Origin of the sequence: Croceicoccus mobilis, assembly GCF_001661965.1 — a bacterium.
Lineage (GTDB): Bacteria > Pseudomonadota > Alphaproteobacteria > Sphingomonadales > Sphingomonadaceae > Croceicoccus > Croceicoccus mobilis.
On sequence record NZ_LYWZ01000022.1, the window covers coordinates 1 to 17,886 of the forward strand.

At 64.4% G+C, this 17,886-nt stretch carries 13 protein-coding genes; 6 read left to right on the forward strand and 7 right to left on the reverse strand.

Annotation, left to right across the window (positions count from 1 at the left end; all coding sequences use genetic code 11):
- Positions 1 to 1,586, reverse strand: a 1,586-nt coding sequence (locus A9D13_RS07530; RefSeq protein WP_066772159.1) for an electron transfer flavoprotein-ubiquinone oxidoreductase, incomplete at its 3' end; no start/stop codon positions are given.
- 152 nt (positions 1,587 to 1,738) lie between these two features.
- Between A9D13_RS07530 and A9D13_RS07535 the strand changes: the two genes are divergently transcribed.
- From A9D13_RS07535 to moaB, 3 genes are all read left to right on the forward strand, one after another.
- Positions 1,739 to 2,482, forward strand: coding sequence for a uracil-DNA glycosylase family protein (locus A9D13_RS07535; protein ID WP_172808123.1), 744 nt, complete (start codon positions 1,739 to 1,741; stop codon positions 2,480 to 2,482).
- Positions 2,483 to 2,626: 144 nt separating this feature from the next.
- Positions 2,627 to 4,420, forward strand: a complete 1,794-nt coding sequence (locus tag A9D13_RS07540) for a lytic transglycosylase domain-containing protein (RefSeq protein ID WP_082922322.1) — start codon at positions 2,627 to 2,629, stop codon at positions 4,418 to 4,420.
- 4 nt (positions 4,421 to 4,424) lie between these two features.
- Positions 4,425 to 4,952, forward strand: a complete 528-nt coding sequence (moaB, locus tag A9D13_RS07545; RefSeq protein WP_066772164.1) for a molybdenum cofactor biosynthesis protein B — start codon at positions 4,425 to 4,427, stop codon at positions 4,950 to 4,952.
- Positions 4,953 to 4,956: 4 nt separating this feature from the next.
- Here moaB and A9D13_RS07550 read toward each other — a convergent pair whose 3' ends face one another.
- Positions 4,957 to 5,475, reverse strand: coding sequence for a YcxB family protein (locus A9D13_RS07550; protein ID WP_066772165.1), 519 nt, complete (start codon positions 5,473 to 5,475; stop codon positions 4,957 to 4,959).
- A gap of 101 nt (positions 5,476 to 5,576) precedes the next feature.
- Here A9D13_RS07550 and A9D13_RS07555 point away from each other — a divergent pair, with 101 nt between their 5' ends.
- Both A9D13_RS07555 and A9D13_RS07560 read left to right on the forward strand, forming a co-directional pair.
- Positions 5,577 to 6,680: a PA0069 family radical SAM protein gene (locus A9D13_RS07555; protein WP_066772167.1), complete on the forward strand. Its 1,104-nt coding sequence runs from the start codon at positions 5,577 to 5,579 to the stop codon at positions 6,678 to 6,680.
- 104 nt (positions 6,681 to 6,784) lie between these two features.
- Complete coding sequence (locus A9D13_RS07560; RefSeq protein ID WP_066772169.1) at positions 6,785 to 7,762, forward strand: acyltransferase family protein; 978 nt, start codon at positions 6,785 to 6,787, stop codon at positions 7,760 to 7,762.
- On the opposite strand, the gene A9D13_RS07565 is transcribed toward A9D13_RS07560, so the two are convergent.
- The 5 genes from A9D13_RS07565 to A9D13_RS07585 all read right to left on the reverse strand — a co-directional run bounded on the left by A9D13_RS07565 (position 7,740) and on the right by A9D13_RS07585 (position 16,101).
- A complete protein-coding gene (locus A9D13_RS07565; RefSeq protein ID WP_082922203.1) occupies positions 7,740 to 9,941 on the reverse strand; it encodes a TonB-dependent receptor in 2,202 nt (733 codons plus the stop codon). The genes A9D13_RS07560 and A9D13_RS07565 overlap by 23 nt on opposite strands.
- A gap of 149 nt (positions 9,942 to 10,090) precedes the next feature.
- Positions 10,091 to 13,630 carry a DNA polymerase III subunit alpha gene (dnaE, locus tag A9D13_RS07570; protein ID WP_066773801.1) on the reverse strand — a complete coding sequence of 1,180 codons (3,540 nt, stop codon included), beginning with the start codon at positions 13,628 to 13,630 and terminating at the stop codon, positions 10,091 to 10,093.
- Between the two features lie 115 nt (positions 13,631 to 13,745).
- Complete coding sequence (locus A9D13_RS07575) at positions 13,746 to 14,027, reverse strand: hypothetical protein (protein WP_066773806.1); 282 nt, start codon at positions 14,025 to 14,027, stop codon at positions 13,746 to 13,748.
- 117 nt (positions 14,028 to 14,144) lie between these two features.
- Positions 14,145 to 14,825 carry an ABC transporter ATP-binding protein gene (locus tag A9D13_RS07580; protein ID WP_066772173.1) on the reverse strand — a complete coding sequence of 227 codons (681 nt, stop codon included), beginning with the start codon at positions 14,823 to 14,825 and terminating at the stop codon, positions 14,145 to 14,147.
- Positions 14,826 to 14,859: 34 nt separating this feature from the next.
- Positions 14,860 to 16,101, reverse strand: a complete 1,242-nt coding sequence (locus A9D13_RS07585) for a lipoprotein-releasing ABC transporter permease subunit (RefSeq protein ID WP_066773808.1) — start codon at positions 16,099 to 16,101, stop codon at positions 14,860 to 14,862.
- Positions 16,102 to 16,369: 268 nt separating this feature from the next.
- On the opposite strand from A9D13_RS07585, the gene purF reads away from it, so the two are divergent.
- A complete protein-coding gene (gene purF / locus A9D13_RS07590; protein WP_066772175.1) occupies positions 16,370 to 17,884 on the forward strand; it encodes an amidophosphoribosyltransferase in 1,515 nt (504 codons plus the stop codon).
- Positions 17,885 to 17,886 lie beyond the last annotated feature (2 nt).

Consider the following 17,886-nt stretch of genomic DNA (forward strand, 5'->3'; position numbering starts at 1 on the left):
TCCTTGATGTCGCAGGTCTTGCAGTGGACGCAGTTCTGCGCGTTGATCACGAATTTGGGCTCTGCGCCCTCTTCGTCGAGACCGGTATATTCATACACCCCCGCCGGGCAGTAACGCGCCGCAGGCCCGGCATAGACCGGCAGGTTGATCTTCAGCGGAACATCCGGGTCCTTGAGCTGAAGGTGGCAGGGCTGATCTTCCTCATGATTGGTGTTCGACAGGAACACGCTGGAAAGACGGTCGAAGCTGATCACGCCATCGGGCTTGGGATACTGGATCGGCTTGAACAGATCGGCGCGCATCGTCTGATCGCAGTCGCGGTGGTGCTTCATGGTGATCGGCAGGCCGATCTTCAGCGTGCGCATCCACATGTCCGCGCCCGCGATCACCGTGCCCAGCGCGCCGCCGAACTTGGCGACGGCGGGTTCGGCGTTCTTCACTTTCTTCAGTTCATCCGCGATCCAGCTCGAACGCAATGTCGTCTCGTAATCGACGACCTCGTCGCCCGCGCGCTGGGCGCCGATGGCCTCGGCCACGGCTTCGGCCGCGAGCATGCCCGATTTCATCGCGGTATGGCTGCCCTTGATGCGGGGCACATTGACGAAGCCCGCGCTGCATCCGATCAGCGCGCCGCCGGGGAAGGTGAGTTTCGGCACCGATTGCCAGCCGCCTTCGTTAATGACGCGCGCGCCATAGGAAACGCGCTTCCCGCCTTCGAGGATCGAGCGGATTTCAGGATGCTGCTTCCAGCGCTGGAATTCCTCGAACGGGAACAGATACGGGTTGGCGTAATCCAGCGCGACCACGAAGCCCAAGGCCACCTGCCCGTTGGCCTGGTGATAGAGGAAGCCGCCGCCCCACGCATCGTTTTCGCTAAGCGGCCAGCCCTGTGTGTGGAGAACGCGGCCCGGCACGTGCTTGGCGGGATCGATGTCCCACAATTCCTTCATGCCAAGGCCATAGACCTGCGGTTCGCAATTCGCCTCAAGGTCGAACTTCGCCTTCAGCTGCTTGGTCAGCGACCCGCGCGCGCCTTCGGCAAACAGCGTGTATTTGCCGTGCAGTTCCATGCCGGGCTGGTAATCGGCCTTGTGGCTGCCATCGGCGGCCACGCCCATGTCGCCGGTCGCCACGCCCTTGACCGAACCGTCATCGTTATAAAGCACCTCGGCCGCCGGGAAGCCGGGGAAGATTTCCACGCCCAACCCCTCGGCCTTTTCCGCGAGCCAGCGGCACAGGCTGCCCAGCGAACCGGTGTAATTGCCATCGTTCGACATGAAGGGCGGCATCGCCAGATGCGGCATCGCGAACTTGCCCTTGGCCGACAGCGTCCAGTGCCAGTTATCCGTCACCGGGGTCTCGGCCATCGGGCAATCGTCATCGCGCCAGTCGGGCAGCAGTTCGTCCAGCGCCTTGGGATCGACCACCGCGCCCGACAGGATATGCGCGCCGATCTCCGAACCCTTCTCAAGCACGCAGACCTCAAGATCCGCATTCACCTGCTTCAACCGGATCGCGGCGCCCAATCCCGCAACGCCGCCACCGACGATGACGACATCATAAGGCATGGATTCGCGTTCGGACATTCTTGGCTCCCGGTTTCATTTGCCCATTGATGGGCTGTTCGATCTTCAATGCAGGGCTTGATTGCTGTTGGCCCTGCGGTCAAGGGTTCACCCATCAAATGCACGGACGCGATGTTAGGGACCCGGAAAACTTGGACAGTGGGCGAGACGATATGGACGCTTTGGTCGCCAGCTGGTCCGCTTTCTGGGCCGATGCGGGTGTAGACAGCGACTTCCTCGACGATCCGCGTGACTGGCTGGCCGAAGCAAAGCCCGCCGACAACCCCCAAAAAGGAGAGCGCCAGCCCGCGCGCGCCGTCGCGCCCCGCGAAACCGCCAAGCCGAAGATCGGCGGCCCGCGCGAAAGCTGGCCGCAAACGCTGGAGGATTTCCGCAGCTGGTGGATGAGCGCACCCATGCTTGATGAGGCACCAGCCACCAGCCGTGTCGCACCGGCGGGCAAGGCGGGCGCGCGGCTGATGGTGCTGGTATCCGATCCTGCCGCCGACGATAGGGCTGGCGAAGCCGGCGCGCTGTTGTCGGGCACGGATGGCCGCATGCTCGATGCGATGCTGGCGGCGATGGGGCTGACGCGTGAGGATTGCTATCTCGCCTCTGCCCTGCCGCGCCACACGCCTGCGCCCGACTGGCGCCAATTGCACGAAGACGGTCTGGGCGAATTGCTGCGTCACCATGTCGCATTGGCCCGGCCCCGGCTGCTGGCCGTGTTCGGGCGCGACACCGTGCGCATGATCGCGCCAGAGCGATTCGACGGGTCCGCGATGACCGGTTCGATCTCGCTGGAAGGCGGCGAAATTCCGCTGATCGCGGGTTATCCACTGGGCGTGATGGCGACAAGGCCGCAAAGAAAGGCCCTTTGGTGGCAATGCTGGCTCGGCCTCTCGCAGACGGCTTGACGAAAAACGCGCGCGGATTCACCCTTCGTTCAGCGCGATAGGGCAGGTTTCCGCCTGCCCGATGCATGCCCGCATGCACGCGTGGGCTCCCCGGTCAGGCCGGGGCGCAGGATTCTTGGCGTAATGAAAGGCAACAGGACCACGATGGCTGTTCGCATCCCCCGGCCCCTTACCGCGATCCCGGCGCTTGTCGCCGCGCTGTCCCTTGCCCAGCCCGCCGCCGCCGATGGCACCAGCAATGCCGCGATCAGCATCGAACGCGGCGCGCATATCCCGGCGCAGCTGACCGATGCCGACCGCGCCTTTTACCGAGAGGTTTTCAACCAGCTCGATGCAGAGAACTGGGGGCAGGTGCAGTACCTGCTCTCACAGCGGCCCGACGGCCCGCTGACGCAGCTCGCGCTGGCGGAATATTACCTTGCCCCCAATTCGCCCCGGATCGAACTTTCCGATCTCAACACATGGCTCGCCAAGGGGCGCGAATTGCCGCAGGCCGGACAGATCGGTCGCCTTGCGCTAAAGCGCGGGCTGGAACGCGCGCCCGACCTCCCCTCGCAGCAGCGGCTGGTCTATGTGCGCGGCCCTGCCCTGCGCACTCGCCCGCGCGGCGTGGGCGATGGCACCATGCCCGACTCCATTGCCGAGGCGATCAATGACCGCATCGTCAACGATGATCCGGGCGGCGCGCGGCAATTGCTCGATGGCGTCGATGCCACGCTTTCGCCCGCAGCGCGCGCCGAATGGCGCCAGCGCGTGGCGTGGAGCCATTATATCGAGAATGACGACCAGACCGCTTTGGCTCTTGCCCGCCGCGTTGCCGATAATGGCGCCGGACCGTGGGTGGCCGAAGGGTGGTGGGTCGCAGGGCTGGCCGCATGGCGCCTCGACAATTGCGAACTGGCCGCCGATGGCTTTACCCGCGCCGCCGGAACCGCGCAGAACATCGAATTGCGCGCCGCGGCTCATTACTGGGCCGCCCGCGCCTTCACCCGCTGCCGCCAGCCGGGCGAGGCTGCGCCTGCGCTCCGCCGCGCTGCGGGCTATTCCGACACGCTTTACGGCATGCTTGCTGCCGAAAGGCTGGGCATGCGCCTGCCGCAGCTTGCCAGCGCGGCGAAGTTTTCGCCCGCCGACTGGAATACTCTGCAGGACGATCCCAATGTCCGCACCGCCGTCGCACTGGTCGAAATCGGGCGCGAAGGCCTGGCCGACGAGGTGCTGCGCCACCAGGCCGAGATCGGCGATGCGCGCGAATATCAGCCGCTCGCCCGGCTGGCGCGCACGCTGGGGCTGGCCGGAACGCAGCTTGCCATGTCGACCCGTGTTCCCGCGGGGGCAGATCCTGATCCATCCACCCGCTTTCCCGTCACGCGCTGGGCGCCGGTGGATGGCTGGCGCGTCGATCCCGCGCTGGCCTATGCGCATACGCTGCAGGAATCGCGGTTCCAGCCCGGCGCGGTCAGCCCGGCGGGGGCTGTCGGGCTGATGCAGATCACCCCGATCACCGCGCGCCAGCACGCAGGTCTCGGCCTTGGCCAGAATACCGCGGCGCTGAAAGACCCGGCCACTAACATGAGCTATGGGCAGAAGAATCTGGAGATGCTGCGCGACAGCCGCGGTACGCAGGGCCTGCTGCCCAAGATCATGGCCGCCTATAATGCCGGGCTTTCCCCGATCACGCGCTGGAATACGGAAATCAACGACAAGGGCGATCCGCTGCTCTGGATGGAATCGATTCCCTATTTCGAAACGCGGTCCTATGTCGCGATCGTGACCCGCAATTACTGGATGTACCAGCGCCAGCAGAACCGCGATTCCGATTCGCGCGAAGCCTATGCCCAGAACCTATGGCCCCGCTTCCCGGGCGTTGCCGGCACCGACGCGGTGGCGCAGCACGGGCACGAAGTTCTGTCCGACACGATCCGCAGCGGAGGCTGATCCCATGGCAATCGATGAAAGCCGCACCTTCAAACCGGTGCGCATCGCCCTGTTGACCGTGTCCGACACGCGCGGCCCCGACGAAGACACCAGCGGCGACATCCTCGCCCAGCGTATCCGCGATGCGGGCCACACGCTGATCGACCGCATGATCCTGAAGGACGATGCCGAGGTGATCGCAGCCCAGCTGCACACTTGGATCGAGGACGAGAACGTCGATGCGGTCGTCTCCACCGGCGGCACCGGCCTTACCGGCCGCGATGTCACGCCCGAGGCGCTGGAGCGGGTGAAGACCCGCGACATTCCGGGATTCGGAGAGCTTTTCCGCTATCTCAGCTACAAGACCATCGGCACCAGCACGGTGCAGTCGCGCGCCTGCGCGGTGGTGGCGCGCGGGACCTATATTTTCGCGCTGCCCGGATCGAATGGCGCGGTAAAGGACGGGTGGGACGGCATTCTTGCCGAACAGCTCGACGCCCGCAACCGCCCCTGCAATTTCGTGGAACTGATGCCCCGCTTGCGGGAGAAGTGAGGCCCTAGGCTTCCTTCACGCCCGCGGCCTGCAGAGCCGCGATCAGGGCACGCGTTCCGCTCTCGCCCAGCACCTCTTTCGGCACGATGTTGTAAAGCATTTCCGAATGGAACAGCATGACGAGGCGCTTCGTCTCGCCCCAGCGCCAAAGCTCGTCCATCGGCATGGCGGACTGACCGCGTTCGCCCTCAAGGTGGATCACCTCGCCCTCCAGCCAGAACCGCAAAGGCGTTTGCAGCGCCTTGCTCTGCCGGAAATGCCGCCGCGCCAGCACGGGCACGAAACCGTATTGCAGCAAGGCGAGCAGCAGCGGAATGGCCACGGCAAACATGACCACATCGCGCAGCGATTGCCCCAGATGCAGCGTCAGCACGGCCAGCACGAGCCATGCCGCGATCACGATGCCCAGCATCACCGCGCCCGGCCCGCGAAACATGCGCCGCCACAGCGTGGCCTGCATGGCCTCCACCACATCGCGTTCGCTAACCCGGAAACTCACCGGCTGATCGATTGCCCCGTCCATTCGATTACCCCATCCATCGCGCCACCCTAGCGCCGAAGAATTAAACAAACGAGCATGTTAGATGTTCTTGTTATGTTCACTCTATCGGCTAGAATGCTCCGATGCCGAATCGCCCCACCCCTCACCCCGCGCATCCCGATGCCGAGCGCGGCCGTGGTGCGCCCAGCAATGCGGTGCCGCAGCGTTTCGGGCTGGCATCGCGCGTGGCAGATGGCGACTGGCTGGACGCCGCCGAAGCCATCGATGGCGCGCCGACGAAGCGCCGGACCACTGTGACGGAGGAGCATCCCCGCTCCATCCTCACCTTCAACAATTCGCCCGACATCGGCTTTGACCGTTCCATCAATGCCTATCGCGGGTGTGAGCATGGCTGCATCTATTGCTTCGCCCGGCCCACCCATGCCTATCACGACCTGTCCCCCGGCCTCGATTTCGAAACGAAGCTGTTTGCCAAGCCGAATGCGGCGGACCTGCTGCGCAAGACCCTGGCCAAGCCCGGATACACCCCGCGCCCGATCGCGATGGGGACGAACACCGATCCCTATCAGCCGATAGAGGGGCGATACCGGATCACGCGGCAAGTGCTGGAGCTGTGCCTGGAGGTAAGGCACCCCGTCACGATCACCACGAAGTCGGACCGGGTTTTGCACGATCTCGACCTCCTGGCAGAGCTGGCTCGGGCCAATCTGGTGGCCGTGGGGATCTCGGTCACCTCGCTGGATGCGCGGCTGTCGCAAACGCTGGAGCCGCGCGCACCTTCGCCCGAGAAGCGGCTGGCGGCGCTGACCCGGCTGGCCCAGGCGGGCGTGCCGACGCATGGCATGCTGGCCCCGGTCATTCCGGCGATCACCGACGAATTCATCGAACGCACCGTGGCGCGGCTGGCCGAGGCGAATGTGGACAGCGCAGGCTGGATCCTGATGCGACTGCCGCACGAGGTTTCGCCCTTGTTCCGTGAATGGCTGGATGTCCATTTCCCCGACCGCGCGGGCAAGGTCATGGCATTGGTGCAGGAAATGCGCGGTGGGCGAGACAATGAACATCGCTTTCACGAACGCTTTCGCGGCAAGGGCGCATGGGCAGAGATGATCCGCGCCCGTTTCCGCCTTGCTGTGAAGAGAAGCGCCATCCCGCAGCGGCGCATGCAGCTTGACTGCTCGTCGTTCCGCGCGCCGTCGCTCGATGGGCAGCTGGCGCTTTTCTAAGGCCGCGCGCAATTACGGAATAAGCCATATTCATTTCCGTTAGCCCGGTGGTAACCGCGCCCCGATAGGCTTGTGCCCGGTAACCGAACGAACGGGGATAAGCCTTGCACCGTCTTCACGGCCTCGATGCCCTGCGCGGCATGGCAGCGCTGGTCGTGCTGTTCATGCATGTCTTCGGCTTTGCCGCCGGCCACCTCACGGTCGATTTCTTCTTCATGCTGTCGGGCTATGTCATGACCCGCACCTATGAAGAGCGACTGGCTGGCGGCGGCCTCTCGCCCCTGCGCTTCCTGGCCGCGCGCTACCGCAGGCTGTGGGCGCCGATGGCTGGCGGGGTGACGCTGGGCTTCATCGTCTATCTTGCCCGTGGCGGCCCGCTGGTCGATGGCACGATCGCCTATGGGCTTGGCCTGATGATGGTGCCGGCAGGTGCTACCACGCCATTCCTGCTCAATCTGGCGGCGTGGTCGATCTTCTACGAACTTCTCGCCAACGCAGGCCATGCGGCGGTTTTCGCACGCATGGGCAATCGCGCGCTCTTCGGTCTGCTCGGGATTTGCGCCTCGATGCTGGTCGCGGCAACGGCACTGGTGGAATTTCCCCGCATCCTCGCGGTGACAAGCCTGGAGATCCAGCTGCTGGTGATACCCCGCGCCCTCACCTCCTATCTGATCGGCATTCTCGCCTTTCGCCTCTTGCGCGACAGGCCGGTGCTGCCCATCCCCCTATGGGCCGGGCTGATCGCGCTGCCAGCCTATGCGGCGCTGGTCGCCTTCGCCCCCTTCCCGCTGTGGCAGCTGCCCTTCATCTTCGCCATCGCGCCTGTCATGCTGGCATCGGGATTGGCGCCGGCTGGCGCGTCGGCACGGCTTTGGGAGTGGCTCGGCAACCTCTCCTTTCCGCTCTATGCGCTGCATGTCCCCACAATACAGTTCAGCGCCATGGCCGGACTGAACGCGCAGGCCACGATCTGCCTGTGCCTTCTGGTGGCGATAGGCTGGATGCTCGCCGAACGCCGACTGGCCGGACACAGGCCCCGGACCAGCGACGCTCTCACGATCAGATACTCAACCGCACGCTGAGCTTGAAGTTGCGGCCCGTCAGCGGCACGAAATCCTTCGTCGCGCTGGAATGTCGGCGGCCCGTGACGTCGAGCAGGTTTTCAGCCTGTGCGATGATGGTCACGTTCTCGCTACCGCGCAGCGGCTTCCACGCGAGCGAGGCATCGACCAGCGTAAAGGCCCCGGTCTCGGTCTCATAGGGCGCGATGCGGGACTGCTTCGCGTTCCAGTCGACGCCGACCTTGCCTTCCAGCCTGTCGGTCTTGCCGACCAGCTCCGCCCGTGCCGAGAAAGGGGGGATCAACGGCAGAGGGGTACCGTCCTTCAATTCGGCGCGAACATAGCTGGCCGACAAGTCCGTCGAAACGGCAACCGGCCCCAGCGTGGCGAGGGGCATGTTGGTTTCCGCTTCAAATCCAATGTAGTCGGCATCGTCCTGCATCTGCTGATAGACCGGCAGGTCGTCTTCCACCTCGCCGGTGCCGACGAGATAGATGTAATCGTCGAACTTGCTGGCATAGGCCGTCAGCGAGAACACGCCCGGCCCCAGCGCGCCGCGGACATAGGCTTCAAGCCCAAGCGCCTTTTCAAGGCTCAGCGTGGGATCGCCCACCTCGAACTGCTGCGTGGCGACATGGGGGCCGCTGGCGTAAAGCTCTTCGGCGGCGGGCGCGCGGGCAACGCGGCTGGCGTTCAGGCCAAGGCGCACCCCGCCGGGGGTTTCATGCCACACGCCGATAGCGCCCGAGAACGCATCGAAATCGCGCGAGGCATAGCCTTCGCCTTCCAGCTCCGACCGTTCGTAGCGACCGGCGGCTTCCACCACGATCGGCCCGAAATCCATCTGCTGCAGGGTGAACAGCGCATATTGCCTGGCGGTGTTCGGGGCGACGAACGCCTCCTCGCCGATCGCTTCCAGCTCGCGGCGATAGAATTGCGCACCGATGGTACCGCCGCCATTCGCGCCGCCGATCAGCCCGCGGCGCTGGACCAGCTCAAGCCGTCCTTCGAGACCATTGACGTTGAAGGTCGTGCCGGTCTCGCCGCTTTCCAGTTCCACATGGGTATAATCGGTAATCCCCCAGCGGGTGTTCACGCTTTCAAACGGGCCGCCGCCGAATTCGAACGAACCGCGCAGATCGCCGCGCCACTGGCGCATGTCGATGTCGACGGTTTCCTCGCTGTGCTCTTCCTCGGCCAGCTCTTCCCCTGCGCCTTCCTCTTCATGCGCATGGCCTGTGCCCGGGCGCGTGGGGACGCCATAGAACGTGTCGTAAAGGCCGACCGAAACGCCCAGCGTCGCCCGCTCGCCGAACCAGGTCAGGCCGGCACCGGCGGTATAGGTCTCCGTTCCGGAATTTTTGACCTTACCGCGAAAGTTGGCCGCTTCGGTCAGTTCGGCTGCTTCTTCGGGGGCCTCGGCGGCCTCTTCGGCGGCCTCGCCCAGCAATTCGGCGCGCAGCGCATTGCTGGCGGCATAGCCGGGGATCGAGATGTCGTCCGAAACGCGGTAATTGCCATCGACATGCACCGCGAATGACTTGCCCAGCGGCACGTCGAGCGAACCGCCGGTCTCGATCAGGTCGGAGGCGGTGTCGGCGGCCATGACGGTATCGACATGGACCAGCTCGTCGGGGCGCTTCCTCGGAATGCGCTTGTCGATGACATTGACCGCGCCGCCGATGGCCGACGAGCCATAGAGGAGCACGGCGGGGCCGCGCAGGACCTCGATCCGTTCGGCGGTCAGCGGGTCGATGGTGACGGCGTGATCGCTGCTAGTGTTCGATGCGTCGATGGAGCCGATGCCATCGGTCAGCACGCGCACGCGCTCTCCCTGAAAACCGCGCAGCACGGGGCGCGATGCGCCGGGTGCAAAGCCCGTGGCCGATACGCCCGGCAGCTTGACCAGCACGTCGCCGATCTGGCCCGCCATGTTTTCCTGAAGGTCGGTCCCGTCCATGACCGATGTCCCGGCCAGCACGTCGAGCGTGCCGACGCCGGCTGCGGTCACGGTGATATCGGGGGCGTGGAAATCATCGCCATAATCGCGCGCGGCAGGGGCAGGGGACGGGGTTTGACCCGCTTGAGGGGTCTGGCGCTGCTGCGAGGGCGCGGTCTGGTCGGAAGGCTCAGCCGTGCCCTCTTTTGCAAAGGCGGTTGCGGGGATGAGGGTGGCAGCACCGGCCAGAAGGAGGGACATCCGGGCGGCTCGGAGGGGCGCATGATATAACATATCACGCGATCTAGACGCGGTCGCAGCATGGATCAAGCCGGAAATTTCGCGGCTGCGGAAAATTTCGATCAAAGCGGCCCCAAGCGCGGGCCGGCCCGCCGCCGCTACGCGCGCGTTCAGGCGACCAGACGCATCTGCGCCACCGCCCTCGCCTTTAGCGCCACGGCCGAAACACCCTCGATCTCGCTGATCCGGTCCGTCATCTCGCCATCCAGCGCGAAATTGCGGCCCAGCAGCACCCTCGCGTGCTTGCCATTGCCCAAAAGCAGGGTTGCAATGACCTCGCCTGTTGATTTCGCATCGGCAGGCAGCGCCAGCGCGAGTTCGGACAGGGCCTCCTCCCGCGCGACGGTCAGCGTCAGTTCCATGCGGGCGCTGCCGGTCACTTCCGAAAGCGGCCGCGCCCCGCGCACGGTGATGCGCGGCGGTTCATCCGGATTGGGCCGGTCAAGCTCGACATTGAGGAGCACGCATTCGCCCGCCGCCGCCCATTTCTGGAACGGCTCGACCAAGGCTTCCTCGAAACAGCTCGCCGAGAAATTGCCGGTCTGGTCGGAAAATTCGGCCATGACGAAATCATTGCCGCGCTTGGTCTTGCGCTTGTTCACGCTTTCCACCAGCGCCGCCATGACGGCATTGGATCGGCTGGCGCCGGGGCGCTGGCCCTTGCGCGCAGGTTCGCCGGGGTTCTCGGCCACGCCGCCCTCAATCAGGCTCGCGTGGCTGCGCGCGCCATTGGCGCTGGCAACCGCGCGCCATTGCGACACGGGATGCGCGGCAAAGTAGAAGCCAAAATTCTCGCGCTCCTTCTCCATCTGCTCCTTGCGCGGCCATGGGTCGCAATCTTTCAGGCGCAGGTCGGCCTCGGCGTGATCCTCGCCGCCAAAAAGCCCCGCCTGCCCGCTCGCCTTTTCGCGCACGGCGGCATCGGTGACGGCCAGCAGCAGTTCGGCATTGGCCGTAATCTTGGCGCGGTTGGGTTCCAGCGCGTCCAATGCGCCCGCTGCGGCCAGCGCTTCCAGCTGGCGGCGGTTCATGGATCCGGCGGGAAGCCGCTCGAACATGTCCTTGAGGCTCTCGAACCGCCCCCTCGCCTCACGCTCGGCGACGATGGCGTCCATCGCCTTTTCACCCACGTTGCGAAGCCCGGCGAGCGCATAGCGGACCTGATGGCCCTCCTGCGTCGGCTCGACCGTATATTCCGCTTCCGAATGGTTGATGCACGGGCCCGCCAGCGCAATCCCCGCCCGGCGCATGTCATCGACGAAGATCGACAGCTTTTCCGACTGGTGCATGTCGAAGCACATGGCCGCAGCATAGAATTCATGCGGATAATGCGCCTTCAGCCATGCGGTCTGATAGGCAAGCAAAGCATAGGCAGCGGCGTGCGACTTGTTGAAGCCGTAGCCTGCGAACTTGTCGATCAAGTCGAACAATTCGTTGGCCTTCTTCGGCTCGATATCGGACACGGTCTTGCAGCCCTCGACAAAGCGCGAGCGTTGCTTGTCCATCTCGGCCTGCACCTTCTTGCCCATGGCACGGCGCAAGAGGTCTGCATCGCCCAGCGAATATCCGGCCAGGATCTGCGCGGCCTGCATCACCTGTTCCTGATAGACGAAGATACCGTAGGTCTCGGCCAGGATGCCTTCCAGTTTCGGGTGCGGATATTCGATCTCGGCAAGGCCGTTCTTGCGCTGGCCGAACAGTGGGATGTTGTCCATCGGGCCGGGTCGATACAGCGAGACGAGCGCGATGATGTCTTCGAACTTGGTCGGCTTCACGGCGGAAAGCGTGCGGCGCATGCCTTCCGATTCCAGCTGGAACACGCCGACGGTGTCGCCGCGTTTGAGCAGTTCGAACACGCCCTTGTCGTCCCACGCCAGCCCGTCGAGATCGACCTCGATGCCCCGGCGTTTAAGCAGGTCGACCGCCTTCCTCAGCACCGAGAGGGTTTTCAGGCCGAGGAAGTCGAACTTCACGAGGCCCGAACTTTCGACATGCTTCATGTCGAACTGCGTCACCGGCATGTCCGAACGCGGGTCGCGGTAAAGCGGGACCAGCTGCGACAAGGGCCTGTCCCCGATCACCACGCCGGCCGCGTGGGTCGAAGAGTTACGCGGCAGACCTTCCAGCTGCATGGCTAGATCGACCAGCCGCTTCACATCGGGGTCGCGCTTGTACTCGGTGTGGAAATCCGCCGCGCCGTCCATGGCGCGCTTCAACGTCCAAGGATCGGTGGGATGGTTCGGGACCATCTTGCACAGCCGGTCGACGTGGCCATAGCTCATCTGCAGGATGCGCCCGCAGTCGCGCAGCACGGCGCGCGCCTTCAGCTTACCGAAGGTGATGATCTGCGCCACGTGGTCATGACCATATTTGGCCTGCACGTAACGGATCACCTCCCCGCGCCGGGTTTCGCAGAAGTCGATGTCGAAGTCGGGCATCGAAACGCGTTCGGGATTGAGGAAACGTTCGAACAGCAGCCCCAGCCGCAGCGGGTCGAGATCGGTGATGGTCAGCGCCCATGCCACCGCGCTGCCCGCGCCGGACCCGCGGCCCGGCCCCACCGGGATCCCATTATCCTTCGCCCATTTGATAAAGTCGGCAACGATCAGGAAGTAACCGGGAAAGCCCATCTGAATGATGATGTCGATCTCGAACTCAAGCCGCTTGTCATATTCGGCGCGCTGTTCGTCGGTGAGGTCGTCATAGACCTCCAGCCGCTTGGCAAGGCCAGCACGCGCCGTTTCGGCCAGCGCCTTTGCCTCCCCCTCGAAATCACCGGCAAGGCTGGGGAGGATCGGCTTGCGGTAAGGCGGCGCATAGGCGCAGCGCTTTGCGATGACGAGCGAGTTCGACAGGCCTTCGGGAAGGTCGGCGAACAATTGCTGCATCATCTCCGCCGGTTTGACCCATGCGTCCCTGGGCGCACGGGGTCGGTCTTCGGCGTCGATATGGGTGCTGTTCGCAATGCAGAGCATGGCGTCATGCGCGGCGTGGAAGGTCGCCTCGTCGAACAGGGCGGGATTGGTCGCGATCAAGGGCAGGTCACGGGCATAGGCCAGCTCGATCAGCGCCTCTTCGCTCTCGCGCTCGTTCTCCGCGCCGCTGCGGGCGATCTCAATATAGAGATGGCCGGGAAACAGGGCCTCAAGCCGGTCGGCATAGCGCCGTGCCGCATCGCCCTGCCCATGCGCGTAAAGCCGCGCCAACGCGCCATCGCCAGCGCCGGTCAGGCAGATCAGGCCGTCGGTATGGCCCTCGATATCCGACAGGGTGACATGGGGATCGAGGTGAAGCGGCCGTTCGAGATGCGCCTTGGACACGAGATGGCACAGATTGTCGTATCCTGCCTCGTTCTGGGCATAAAGGGCGAGCCAGTCGACCGCAGGATCGCCATTGGTGTTGGCCCCATCCCCTTCCGAGGAGCCGGGCCGCGCCACGCCCAATAGCGTGCCAATGATCGGCTGCACGCCCGCATCCTTCGCCGCTCCGGCAAAGGCGATGGAGCCGTAAAGCCCGTTACGGTCGCAAATGGCAATAGCGGGAAAGCCGCGTTCGCGCGCCAGCTTGGCGAGTTTCTTCGGGTCGATCGCGCCTTCCAGCATGGAGTAGCTGGAAAAGACTCGGAGCGGAACGAACGGGGCAAATGGCATGGCTGCGATTATGGCAACCCGCCCCGCCCCGGCCAAGGGTCGCCACAGGCCGGTCGGGGAAAAATGCTTGGAAAACCCGCTGGCCCGTTCCGAAAGCCGGAAGTGGAGCGCAGGATTAGGCCGCGGGAAAATCCTCGCGCCGAGACAGGGCCATGATCTCACCCAGTTCGAACAGGCGGTCGCCCGACTTCTGGATCGCGAGACCTTCACGTTCATCCTCGGGCAGCGAGGCGACGAAGCCGACCATTTCGGCAAACGTGCCTTCGCGGATTACCGAGAAGCCGCGGAACATGTCGCTCTTGTTCCCTTCGGGCCGGCGGTGAAGCGCGGCATGGTCATTCCAGTCGATCCCATTGGGCACGTCGGACTCTCCATGAAAGGTGGTGGGGCGGGTCATGTTCATCGTCTTTCTCAGTCTGTCTTGCAATCTCTAGCGGTCAAATCCGCCGCTGCAAGCATGGAACGCGCCGCAACCCGTCTGCGTTCCGGCACGGGTCACCCTCGATATCGGGTTTCACCCCTGCTCCAGCAAGCCATCATGCAGCCGCACGATCCGGTCCATCTTGGCCGCGAGCCTTTCATTATGCGTTGCGATCAGCGCGCTGCTGCCCTGCCCGCGCACCAGCCGCAGGAATTCATCGAGCACCCGGTCGCTGGTCGCCTCGTCGAGATTGCCGGTGGGTTCGTCCGCCAGCACGAGTTCGGGCTTGTTCGCCAGCGCGCGCGCCACGGCGACGCGCTGCTGTTCACCGCCCGACAGCTGGCTGGGGCGATGATCCAGCCGCTGGGCTAGGCCCAATGCCGAAAGCAGCTCGTCAGCGCGGGTTTCCGCGTCCTTCCTCGGCACGCCTGCCACCAGCTGCGGCAGAACCACGTTTTCGCGCGCGTCGAAATCGGGGAGCAGGTGATGAAACTGATAGACGAAACCCAGATGTTCGCGCCTTAATGCCGTGCGCGCATCGCCATCCGATTTCTCGGCAGAGCGGCCGCAGATCGTGATCTCTCCGCCAAAGCCGCCTTCGAGCAGGCCAACCGCCTGAAGCATGGTCGACTTGCCCGAACCCGACGGGCCAAGCAGCGCCACGATTTCGCCGGGCATGATGGTGAGGTCGACGCCCTTCAGCACGTCGATCGTCACCCCGCCCTGCGTGAAGCTGCGGGTGAGCTTTGAAAGTTCGACGACTGTTTTGGTCATGACATCACTCCCCCTTGCATCACTCCCCCTTGCATCACTCATAGCGCAGCACCTGCACGGGATCGGTACTCGCCGCCTTGAAGGCGGGGTAGAGCGTGGCGAGGAAAGACAGCACCAGCGCCATGATGATGATCACCACCACCTCTGACGGGTCGGTGCGGGCAGGCAGTTCGGTCAGGAAGCGAATGGAAGGGTCCCACAGGTTCTGCCCCGTCACCGCCTGAAAGAAATTGACGACGCTCTGCCGGAAGAACAGCGCGAAGAAGCCGAGGCCCAGCCCCGCCATCGTGCCCAGCGCGCCGATCAGGAAGCCCGCCGTCACGAAGATCTTGAGGATGCTTTTCCTTGTCGCCCCCATGGTGCGCATGATCGCGATGTCCCGCGTTTTCGCGCGCACCAGCATGATCAGGCTGGACAGGATGTTGAACACCGCCACCAGCACGATGATCGAGAGCACGACGAACATGGCGACGCGCTCCACCGCCAGCGCCTCGAACAAGGAGGCATTGATGGTCTTCCACGTGGAAACGACCGCCCTGCCCTGCAGCTTGCCGCGGATGGGGGCCATGGTCTCGTCCACCGTGTCGGGATTGGTGGTGGTCACCTCGATCATGCCGATCTGGTCGCCGGTCAAAAGCAAGGTCTGCGCATCGCTCATGGGCATCACGACGAAGGCATCGTCATATTGATAAATGCCGATCTCGAATATGGCGCCGATCTGGTAACCGATCTGCCGCGGCACGGTGCCGAATGGCGTGGTGCGTCCCGCCGGATTGATCACGGTCAGCGTATCGCCCACCGTCGCGCCCAGCGATTGCGCCAGCTGCGAGCCGACGGCAACACGCTGGCTGCCGGGCGTGAGCGCGGTGAGATTGCCCGAGATCACCTTGGGCTTCAGCCGGTCGATGTCCTTTTGCGTATTGCCGCGCACCAGCACGGCCTCGACCCGCCCTTCATAGGTGGCGAGCAGCGGCTGTTCGATCAGAGGCGATGCGCGGGTGACGCCGGGCGTGTTTTCCACGTCCTCCAGCACGTCCTGCCAGTTGGCTATACGCCCGCCATAGCCCTGCACGATGGCGTGGCCGTTCAACCCCACGATCTTGTCCATCAGTTCTGCGCGGAAACCGTTCATCACGCTCATCACGATGACAAGAGCGGCAACGCCCAGCATGACGGCCACGAGGCTGATGCCCGCGACCATGGCGATGAACGCCTCGCCGCGGCCGGGCAGCATATAGCGCTTGGCGATGGTCCATTCGAAGGGCGAGAGGATCAAGCGGTCGGGCTCCGGCTTTATGAAGATGTCATGCCCCGAATAGGGCATGCGGATGAGGCTCGCCTGAACTAGGGGTCGCAAGTGGCGGTGGCAAGAAGCGATAAATCCACCAGGGGGCAGGCTGTTCCCCGTACCGCAACGAAACCGGCCCAAGACTCACCTTGTAATCGGGATGAAACATCGGCAAAGCGACCCCCGACGGCAAACCGGCCCGCTTCTGGCGGGTCAGGCGCCACGGCGACCCCCTCTAGGCGACGTGAGTTTGGCTTTGCAGCACAATGATTTAGGCGACACGGTACACCATCCCTTCCACGACGAGGACGGGGATTCGCTGCGCGAAGAATGCGGCGTCTTTGGCGTCATCGGCGCCCGCGACGCGGCGGCGGTGACGGCATTGGGCCTCCACGCCCTGCAGCACCGCGGGCAGGAGGCGGCAGGCATCGTCTCCTTCGACGGGCAGGAATTCCACGTGCGGCGCGGCAATGGCCACGTGGCGGAGAATTTCTCGACCGGCGAGGCGATGGCCGAATTGCCGGGATCCATGGCGGTGGGTCATGTCCGCTATTCGACGACCGGCGGATCGGGCCTTCGCAACGTGCAGCCGCTTTATGCAGAGCTCGCATCGGGCGGCTTCGCCATCGCGCATAATGGCAATATCTCGAACGCGATGCACCTGCGCAGCGATCTCGTGCAGCGCGGCGCGATCTTCCAGGGGACGGCGGATACAGAGGTGATCATCCACCTCGTCGCGACCAGCCGCTATCCCACGCTGCTCGACCGTTTCGTCGATGCTCTGAGGATGCTGGAAGGCGCCTATTCGCTCATCTGCACCACCAAGGAAGGCATGATCGCATGCCGCGATCCGCTGGGCATCCGCCCGCTGGTCATGGGCCACATCCCCGAAGCCGACGGGAAAAAGGGCGCGGTCGTCTTCGCCTCCGAAACCGTGGCGCTGGACATTGTCGGCGCGACCTTCGACCGCGAGGTCGAGGCGGGCGAGCTGATCGAGGTCGACCAGGACGGCAAGGTCACCAGCCACCGCCCCTTCGTCGAGGCATCCTCGCGCCCCTGCATTTTCGAACATGTCTATTTCTCGCGCCCCGATTCCATCTCGGCCGGGCAATCGGTCTATTCGGTGCGCAAGGCCATCGGCCAGCAGCTCGCCATCGAGAGCCCGGCGGATGTCGATCTCGTCATTCCGGTGCCCGATTCGGGCGTGCCCGCCGCCATCGGCTATGCGCAGGAATCGGGCGTGCCGTTCGAACTGGGCATCATCCGCTCGCACTATGTGGGCCGCACCTTCATCCAGCCCTCGGATGGCGCGCGCTCCAGCTCCGTCAGCCGCAAGCACAACGCGAACCGCGCTTTGGTAGAGGGCAAGCGCATCGTGCTGATCGACGATTCCATCGTGCGCGGCACCACCTCGCTGAAAATCGTGCAGATGATGCGCAATGCCGGCGCGACGGAGGTGCACATGCGCATCGCCAGCCCGCCGACGATGCACAGCTGCTTCTACGGTGTCGACACGCCGGAGCGGAACAAGCTGCTCGCCGCGCGGATGGACATGGACGCGATGCGTGAGTTCATCCAGGCCGACAGCCTTGCTTTCGTTTCGATCGACGGCCTCTATCGCGCCGTGGGCGAGAATGAGCGCAAGTCGAAGTGCCCGCAATATTGCGACGCGTGCTTCACCGGCGACTATCCGACGCGGCTCACCGATCTGGCCGAACGTACCGATCCCAGCCAGCTGAGCCTTTTGCCCAAGACCGAAAAGGTCGCCTGATC

Bases quoted from the DNA above. Each gene is read 5' to 3' on its own strand.
- A9D13_RS07535 (WP_172808123.1), top strand. From the start codon at position 1,739: ATGGACGCTTTGGTCGCCAGCTGGTCCGCTTTCTGGGCCGATGCGGGT.
- A9D13_RS07540 (WP_082922322.1), top strand. From the start codon at position 2,627: ATGGCTGTTCGCATCCCCCGGCCCCTTACCGCGATCCCGGCGCTTGTC.
- moaB (WP_066772164.1), top strand. From the start codon at position 4,425: ATGGCAATCGATGAAAGCCGCACCTTCAAACCGGTGCGCATCGCCCTG.
- A9D13_RS07550 (WP_066772165.1), bottom strand. From the start codon at position 5,475: ATGGACGGGGCAATCGATCAGCCGGTGAGTTTCCGGGTTAGCGAACGC.
- A9D13_RS07555 (WP_066772167.1), top strand. From the start codon at position 5,577: ATGCCGAATCGCCCCACCCCTCACCCCGCGCATCCCGATGCCGAGCGC.
- A9D13_RS07565 (WP_082922203.1), bottom strand. From the start codon at position 9,941: ATGTCCCTCCTTCTGGCCGGTGCTGCCACCCTCATCCCCGCAACCGCC.
- dnaE (WP_066773801.1), bottom strand. From the start codon at position 13,630: ATGCCATTTGCCCCGTTCGTTCCGCTCCGAGTCTTTTCCAGCTACTCC.
- A9D13_RS07575 (WP_066773806.1), bottom strand. From the start codon at position 14,027: ATGACCCGCCCCACCACCTTTCATGGAGAGTCCGACGTGCCCAATGGG.
- A9D13_RS07580 (WP_066772173.1), bottom strand. From the start codon at position 14,825: ATGACCAAAACAGTCGTCGAACTTTCAAAGCTCACCCGCAGCTTCACG.